Source organism: Candidatus Woesearchaeota archaeon, assembly GCA_016928155.1.
In the GTDB taxonomy this organism is placed as follows: domain Archaea; phylum Nanobdellota; class Nanobdellia; order Woesearchaeales; family JAFGLG01; genus JAFGLG01.
Window position 1 is genome coordinate 40,364 of record JAFGLG010000015.1, and the last position, 6,708, is coordinate 47,071.

The 6,708-nt window shown below is 45.2% G+C and carries 6 protein-coding genes and 1 tRNA gene; 3 read left to right on the forward strand and 4 right to left on the reverse strand.

Features of this window, described 5'->3' with window-relative positions:
- The first annotated feature begins 37 nt into the window (after positions 1 to 37).
- The gene (locus JW968_06770) at positions 38 to 781 is read left to right on the forward strand and encodes a nitroreductase family protein (GenBank protein MBN1386643.1); all 744 of its coding nucleotides are present in this window, start codon (positions 38 to 40) and stop codon (positions 779 to 781) included.
- A gap of 46 nt (positions 782 to 827) precedes the next feature.
- Here the strand turns inward: JW968_06770 and JW968_06775 are convergent, their stop codons facing one another.
- Entirely contained in the window at positions 828 to 2,030 is a 1,203-nt protein-coding gene (locus JW968_06775; protein MBN1386644.1) for an aminotransferase class I/II-fold pyridoxal phosphate-dependent enzyme, read from the reverse strand.
- Between the two features lie 329 nt (positions 2,031 to 2,359).
- Positions 2,360 to 3,430: a cell division protein FtsZ gene (gene ftsZ / locus JW968_06780; GenBank protein MBN1386645.1), complete on the reverse strand. Its 1,071-nt coding sequence runs from the start codon at positions 3,428 to 3,430 to the stop codon at positions 2,360 to 2,362.
- A gap of 506 nt (positions 3,431 to 3,936) precedes the next feature.
- Between ftsZ and dph5 the strand changes: the two genes are divergently transcribed.
- Positions 3,937 to 4,695 carry a diphthine synthase gene (gene dph5 / locus JW968_06785; protein ID MBN1386646.1) on the forward strand — a complete coding sequence of 253 codons (759 nt, stop codon included), beginning with the start codon at positions 3,937 to 3,939 and terminating at the stop codon, positions 4,693 to 4,695.
- Positions 4,696 to 5,042: 347 nt separating this feature from the next.
- Positions 5,043 to 5,116: transfer RNA gene (locus JW968_06790), tRNA-Gln, on the forward strand.
- A 146-nt stretch (positions 5,117 to 5,262) separates the two neighbouring features.
- On the opposite strand, the gene JW968_06795 is transcribed toward JW968_06790, so the two are convergent.
- Both JW968_06795 and JW968_06800 read right to left on the reverse strand, forming a co-directional pair.
- On the reverse strand, positions 5,263 to 6,477 hold the full coding sequence (locus JW968_06795) for a cation:proton antiporter (protein MBN1386647.1): 1,215 nt from the start codon (positions 6,475 to 6,477) through the stop codon (positions 5,263 to 5,265).
- Between the two features lie 15 nt (positions 6,478 to 6,492).
- Positions 6,493 to 6,708, reverse strand: a 216-nt coding sequence (locus JW968_06800; GenBank protein MBN1386648.1) for a hypothetical protein, incomplete at its 5' end; no start/stop codon positions are given.

Here is a 6,708-nt window from a genome sequence, read left to right on the forward strand (position 1 = left end):
CAAAAGATTTAAATATCGCCCCATATTTAAAGTGGGTATGCAGGAGATGGAAAAAGCATATCCTCTGATTGAACTCATCAAGACCAGGCGTTCTATTAGGAAGTACCAGGATAGGATGGTTGAATGGGACAAGATTGTTGAGGTCCTTGATGCTGGAAGGTATGCCCCTTCTGCCGGTAATCTTCAGAACTGGAAATTCATTGTCGTGACTGATGAAGGCAGCAGGAAAGCTCTTGCTGAAGCTTCTATGCAGCAGTATTGGATGGAGCAGGCACCTGTCCATATTGTGGTCTGTGGTCTTTCCCATCACGCTGTGAGATTCTATGGAATCAGGGGTGACAAGCTCTATACTATCCAGAACAATGCGGCTGCAGCCATGAATATGCTGCTTATGGCCCATGCTCTTGGCTTAGGCGCTTGCTGGGTGGGCGCTTTTGATGAGGATAGAGTCAAATCAATTCTCAATATCTATGAATATGCCAGGCCTCATATCATCATAACATTGGGTTATCCTGATGAGGAAGTGCCTGTCCCTGAAAGGGAGCCCATTTATAAGAATTTCTTCATGAACAGGTATGATGCAAGGATTAAGGATATCGACGCTGTCATGAGGGATGTATCGAAGGTCATCTGGGGCCGTGCATCCAGGGCAAAAAAGGCAACGATCAAGAGTTCGAAGAAGCTCGGCACCAAGATAAAGGAATCGATTTTCGGCAGGAAGAAGTCTGATTTTGAGAGATATACCGACGAGCAGCAGGATCCTAAGAACAGATGGATATAGATTAGAAGGGATAAGTTAGATTATTTTTGGATAATGTCATTATTTCTTATTGTCTGATTTTCTTCATATAATCAGCCAATCGATTATATGCATCCTCAAGCACATGCGGTTCTGGCAGGAATACGACTCTGAAGTGCTTTGTGCCTTCTTTCTGCCCGAATCCTGATCCATATACCATCATGACATGCTTATCCATCAGGAATCCCTCGACAAACTCCCTGTCAGGCACTGGGACATCTATCTTCGGGAATGCATAGAATGCTCCTTTTGGTTTTACGCAGCTTATCCCGTCTATCTCATTCAGCATCTTGTATGTTATCTGCGCCCGTTCTTTCAGTTTCTTGTTGACCAGAGGCAGATGATCCTGCGGGCCTTCAAGCGCAGGTTTTATCGCCAGCTGTGTCGGATGCACCGGGCATAGCCTTGCTCTCAGGACCCTGAACACTGCATTCTTGTATTCCTGCATCTGCTGCTGCGGGTCGTGGAAGACCAGCCAGCCGGCTCTCCAGCCTGGGCACAGGTATGATTTGGATAGCCCATTCATGGCCACCACCGGGGCATCCTTGGTCAGTGATGCCATAGGATAGAAAGGCATGTCATCATACACCATCTTGCTGTATATCTCGTCTGCAAAGACAACAAGTTTGTTCTCGGCAGCTATGTCAAGAACTGCTTTGAGGTTCTTCTTTGAATAGACCCCGCCTGTAGGATTGTTAGGATTTATGACAACTATTGCCTGTGTCTTGTCATTCACATTTTTCCTTATGTCCCCAACGTCAGGCATCCAGCTGTTCTCTTCATCCAGGTCATAGAAATTGCATTCTGCATCATTGTAGCTGGCTGCTGCTGTGTACATCGGGTACACTGGCCTCGGCAGCAGTATGTTCTCTCCTGGATTGAGCAGGCATCCGAGTGCAAATGTGATCCCCTCACTGAGTCCGTTGGTCACAGCTATATCATCAGTGGAGACATCACACCTATGGTCTCTTGAAGCCTCTTTCTTGATGGCGTCAAGTGCCTCAGGTATTCCCGTTGCATATGAATAGCTGCCTGTATCTGCTAGGCCTTTCTTGACTGCTTCCTGCATGTGCATCGGTATTGAGAAATCGAATTTCATCGGATCCCCTATATTGAGAGGCAGTACTTTTATGCCTTTCTTCTCTAGCTGTCGTGATTTCTCGACTATCTCTCTTATTGCGTAATGTATCTTCTCTGTCCTTTTTGAGGGTATTATCATTTTGCATATCATGCCTTGTGCTGGTTTATAATATTTTTGTTCTTGAGCGCCTGCCCAATTGCCTTGTTTAGTCGCAGCTTAAATATCTGGCAGTTCACGCCCAATTCGCTCTGCGAATTGGATATTATCTCTCTTGCCTGTCAGATTTTTCCTCAAGTTAGAAAGCAGGGCAAAGAATCATCAGGACAGGTACAGGTTCTCAGTTGACATTTTGGTTAGAATTGATTAAAAAAAGAAAAAAACTCCATTGCCGAGGCAATGGAGGTGATTATTTGCCTTCATTAGTTAAAGGGTTGGGGGTGGTTAAAAAATGAAGGCAAAGAATTCAGCATGAATTCGCCTCACCTTAGGATGTCGATCCCGAGCATGTTGCTCATTTCTGCGCTCATTGCCTTGCCGTATCCTTTCGAGTCCTTGCCGAGGATCCATGGGCTGTTGACTCCTGTGATGATTGTCATCACTGTCAGTTTCCCTTTCATGTTCTCGGATACCCTTGCTCCCCAGATGACGTTTGCGTCTGGGTCCATTGACTCGGTCACTAGCTCTCCTACCCTTGCTATCTCGTCGAGGGTCAGGTCTGGTCCTCCAGCGACGTGGATGATCGCTCCTGTTGCACCCTCATAGTTGATGTCAAGCAATGGGTTCTGCAATGCGCCCTTTACTGCTTCTTCGACCTTGTTGTTAGTGTCAGATGCACCGACTCCGATGGCTGCTACTCCGCCGTCTGTCATGATTGCCTTAACATCTGCATAGTCAAGGTTGACAAGGCTTGGTATTGCGATTGTCTCGACAATCCCCTTGATCATTGTTGCGATCAGCTCGTTTGCGACTGCGAATGCCTGCTGTACCGGCAGGTTTCCTGCGATTGCCACGAGTCTGTTGTTGTCGATGACGATGACTGTGTCGCACACATTCCTCAGCTGCTGCAGACCGAACTCTGCCTTGTCCACTCTTGCTCTCTCTATCTTGAATGGCATTGTGACTGTTCCGATCACGATGGCGCCGATGGATTTTGCGATTGAGCCTATGACTGGCGCTGCTCCTGTGCCTGTTCCTCCGCCCATTCCTGCGCAGACAAATACCATGTCTGACAGCTGTAGTGATTCCTTCAGGCTCTGGATGCTCTCTTTTGCAGCCTCTGCTCCCTTTTCAGGGAATCCGCCGCAGCCTAATCCTCTTGTAAGGTCCCTTCCGAGAAGGAATTTCTTGTCAGCTTCTGTTATATTGAGATGCTGCTGGTCAGTATTGCAGGCGATTATCTCTGCACCCTTGATTCCTTTCTTATAGAGCCAGTTGACCATGTTGTTTCCTGCACCGCCTACTCCGATAACTTTGATGTTTGCCTGTCCAGGCTCCATCTGTACTTCATTTCTTTTCTGTGCTTCCAATGCATCTTTTACGATGAAATCCATCTGTCCATCCCCCTTTTGTTTTTTTGCCTGCCATCAAAGGCAGCGTTGATATACCTCTCATATCTCTGCTTTGGCCCGGATCAAACCCGAACACGATTCGGACCGAAAACTATAAATACAGGTATACTAATTACACTACCAAGAAACAGCAGTTGCATACGCCAATATGTGACTGCATTCAGGGGACTATCTTTTATCGCCAAATTACCCCAAAAACACCAAAACATTGAGTTTTCCGCCAAAAAAACTCAAAATTTCTTTCTTTTAATAAAAAACAATAGTTATTATTCTATTTAAACCTTATATAAATACTTTTTGCTGTTAAAATATATAGTTTCCAGTATTATATTAGTATACGAATCTGGATATTAGGGGAAGTTATACCACATTAAGTAACTACTAAAAAGTAGTGTTATCACAGGTTTGGGACGAAATCTTACATATGAAAGAAATTTAGGCAAGATTCAGGACAAAGTTATATATAGGAAATCTGGATTGGGACTATCATGACACTCTATATTATAGGTCTTGGACTTTATGATGAACAGGATATCACAGTCAGGGGCTTTGGCCTTGCTAAGCAATGCGATGAGGTCTTTCTTGAGAATTACACCTCAAAGATGATCTGTTCAATTGATAGGCTTTCTGAAGTCTATGGCAGGAGGGTAAGGCCTGCTTTCAGGCAGAAGCTTGAGAACACAGATGAATTGATTGATCTTGCCAGGACAAAGAAGGTTGCCCTGCTGATAATGGGTGACCCTTTCTCTGCAACAACCCATATTGATCTTATCATGCGCGCAAGGAAGAAAGGTGTTGAGGTCAAGGTCATCCATAATGCCTCAGTCTTGAATGCTGTCGGTGCAACAGGTCTTCAGCTCTACAAGTTCGGCAGGACAACGAGCATCCCTTTCCCCGACGACAACCCGGATGCAGAGGCATATTATGATATCGTGAAGGCAAACCAGTCTATCGACGCCCATACCCTGATACTGCTCGATCTCAATCCTGATGACGACAGGTTCATGACTGTGAATGATGCGATAAGGAATCTTCAGAAGATAGAATTGAAGCGCAATGAGAAGGTCTTCAGGGGCGATACCCTGTGCATCGGTTGCGCCAGATTGGGTTGGACAGAGCAGAAGATAGTGTTTGGCAAGGCAAGTGATCTGTTGAAGGAGGATTTCGGCGCTCCCCCACATTGCCTCATTATCCCCAGCAAGCTTCATTTTGCAGAAGAGGAGTTCTTGCAGCAGTTTAGGCGATGATTATATAAAAACACATATAGGTGAGAGGATATTCTTCACTAAGACTCTGCATCTACGCCAAGCTGTATCTGTTGACAGAAAATCCAAGAGGTCCGGACCAGATTTGCTTCGCAAATCTGGATAAGAAATGTTCTTTCCGTTGGATTTTCCCGCAATTGGGAGGAAAAGGGCAAAGGATCAAAAAGGACAGGTAGAAAAACAGGACAAGTCTGGTTCTGATTTTATATGAAGGCCTGGCAACAGTCTCTATGCATAATTAGCAGAGATTATAAGCAGAAATAATATTGGGACCCTGGATATAACCTACAAGAAAGATTTATAAAAGCTCAATATTCATTCTGACCCGCAGCCCCGTGGTGTAGCTGGCCAATCATAGCGCACTTTGGATGCGTTGACCGCGGTTCGAATCCGCGCGGGGCTATCGAATAAAGTGAGATAGACCTGTGCGGTCCGCAAATCAAAGATTTGCACTACCGAGCGGGGCTATCAAAAGGATTGAACATAAGTGAAATCCTTTAAAGCCACGCGAGGTCCGGAAACCGTTTAGGTTTCCACTACCGGCGTGGGCTATTTATCATATCTCTTATGGATTTTTCTGAGGATCAGCTCGCTTGGTGATGTGAATTTTCCATTTTCGATCAGGGGTATCAGGATTGATGTTGCAAGCACGCTGAAGAATATCCCGCCGATCACTATGTTTGCGAACCTGACATCTGCCTGCACAACAGCAAGCAGGACAATTGGTGTAAGGCCTTTTGCTGCCATGGCTTCTATTAGATAAAGCTGTTTTTTTGTCAATTCTTCATTTGAGACTATCCTGTAGATGAATGATCTTATGGTATAGGCGATCAGGAAGAAGCCTAATCCGATAAGGAGATAGACCCATTGGGTGAAATCCACAAGGATTCCCAGATAGACGAAAAGGAATGTCCTTATCAGGAAGCTTATGTCCCTGAAGAAGCTTTTTGTCGAGATGTCAAGCATTGCTGTCTGGCCTTTCTGTTCCTTGTACATCAGCCTGCTCCATAATGCCACATTCCCCATGATGATTGAGAATGAGAATACAGTTATGACTCCGTTTGCTTTTATGTATTCAGCGAATGCATACAGCAGTACAAGTATTGCCATTGTTGCTATTGGTGCGCTGCTGTAATCCCCCACATATTTCAGTGTGAAGGCCCAGATGATTGCCGCAGCAAGTCCGACTCCGAAGCTGAGGAACAGGTAGCTGCTCAGGCTTGAGATTATCTGGTTCGTGGTCATGTTGGCGAAATTAATGATCGTCATGACCCCCACGATGACTAATGTGTCTACAACAGCACCTTCTATCTGGATCTGCGCCTCTGCTTTCTCGCTTACTTTAAGTATGTCCAGGAGGCTGTTGACTATCGTCCCGTCAATCACACAGAACAGTGCGCCGAGTGATAGGGCGAATGCCCAGCTGAACCCGACAAAATATGCTATGGCGCCGAGTGCTGCTGTTATGAATATGAAATTGAGGAGGGATGACAGGAAGGCGTATTTCATTGTTGAGAATATCGCCCTGATCTTTATTGGCAGTGCTCCGTAGAACACAACATATATCAGGCTGAATGTTATGAGGAAGTTGAGTATCGGATTCTCCTTGTCGATGCTTGAGGTCAGGCCGAAGAAGGTGAGCACTGCACCGAATATTATGAGGATGAGTGCATCAGGAATCTTTGTCTTCTTGAAGCTGTACTGGGAGACAAGACCCAGTATTATTGTGATGCCGACAATGAAAAGACCGGATATCAGACTCATGCTTCACCTCTTGATTCATTTTGAGGAAAGTGTTTTATAAATGTTTTTATGGAAAAACTTCTGCATTGATAGTATTGGTGTAGATTGACGATGATCCTTTGTGAACCAGAAAATGTTATTGAAAATGACGCTTGTCATTTTCAGGGGTTTAATACCCCCGTCATTCGGGGAGTCATTTCCAATTCCAAACCATGAGATTTCGCCACTCATCAGAGTTGGCTGTTTACTGCG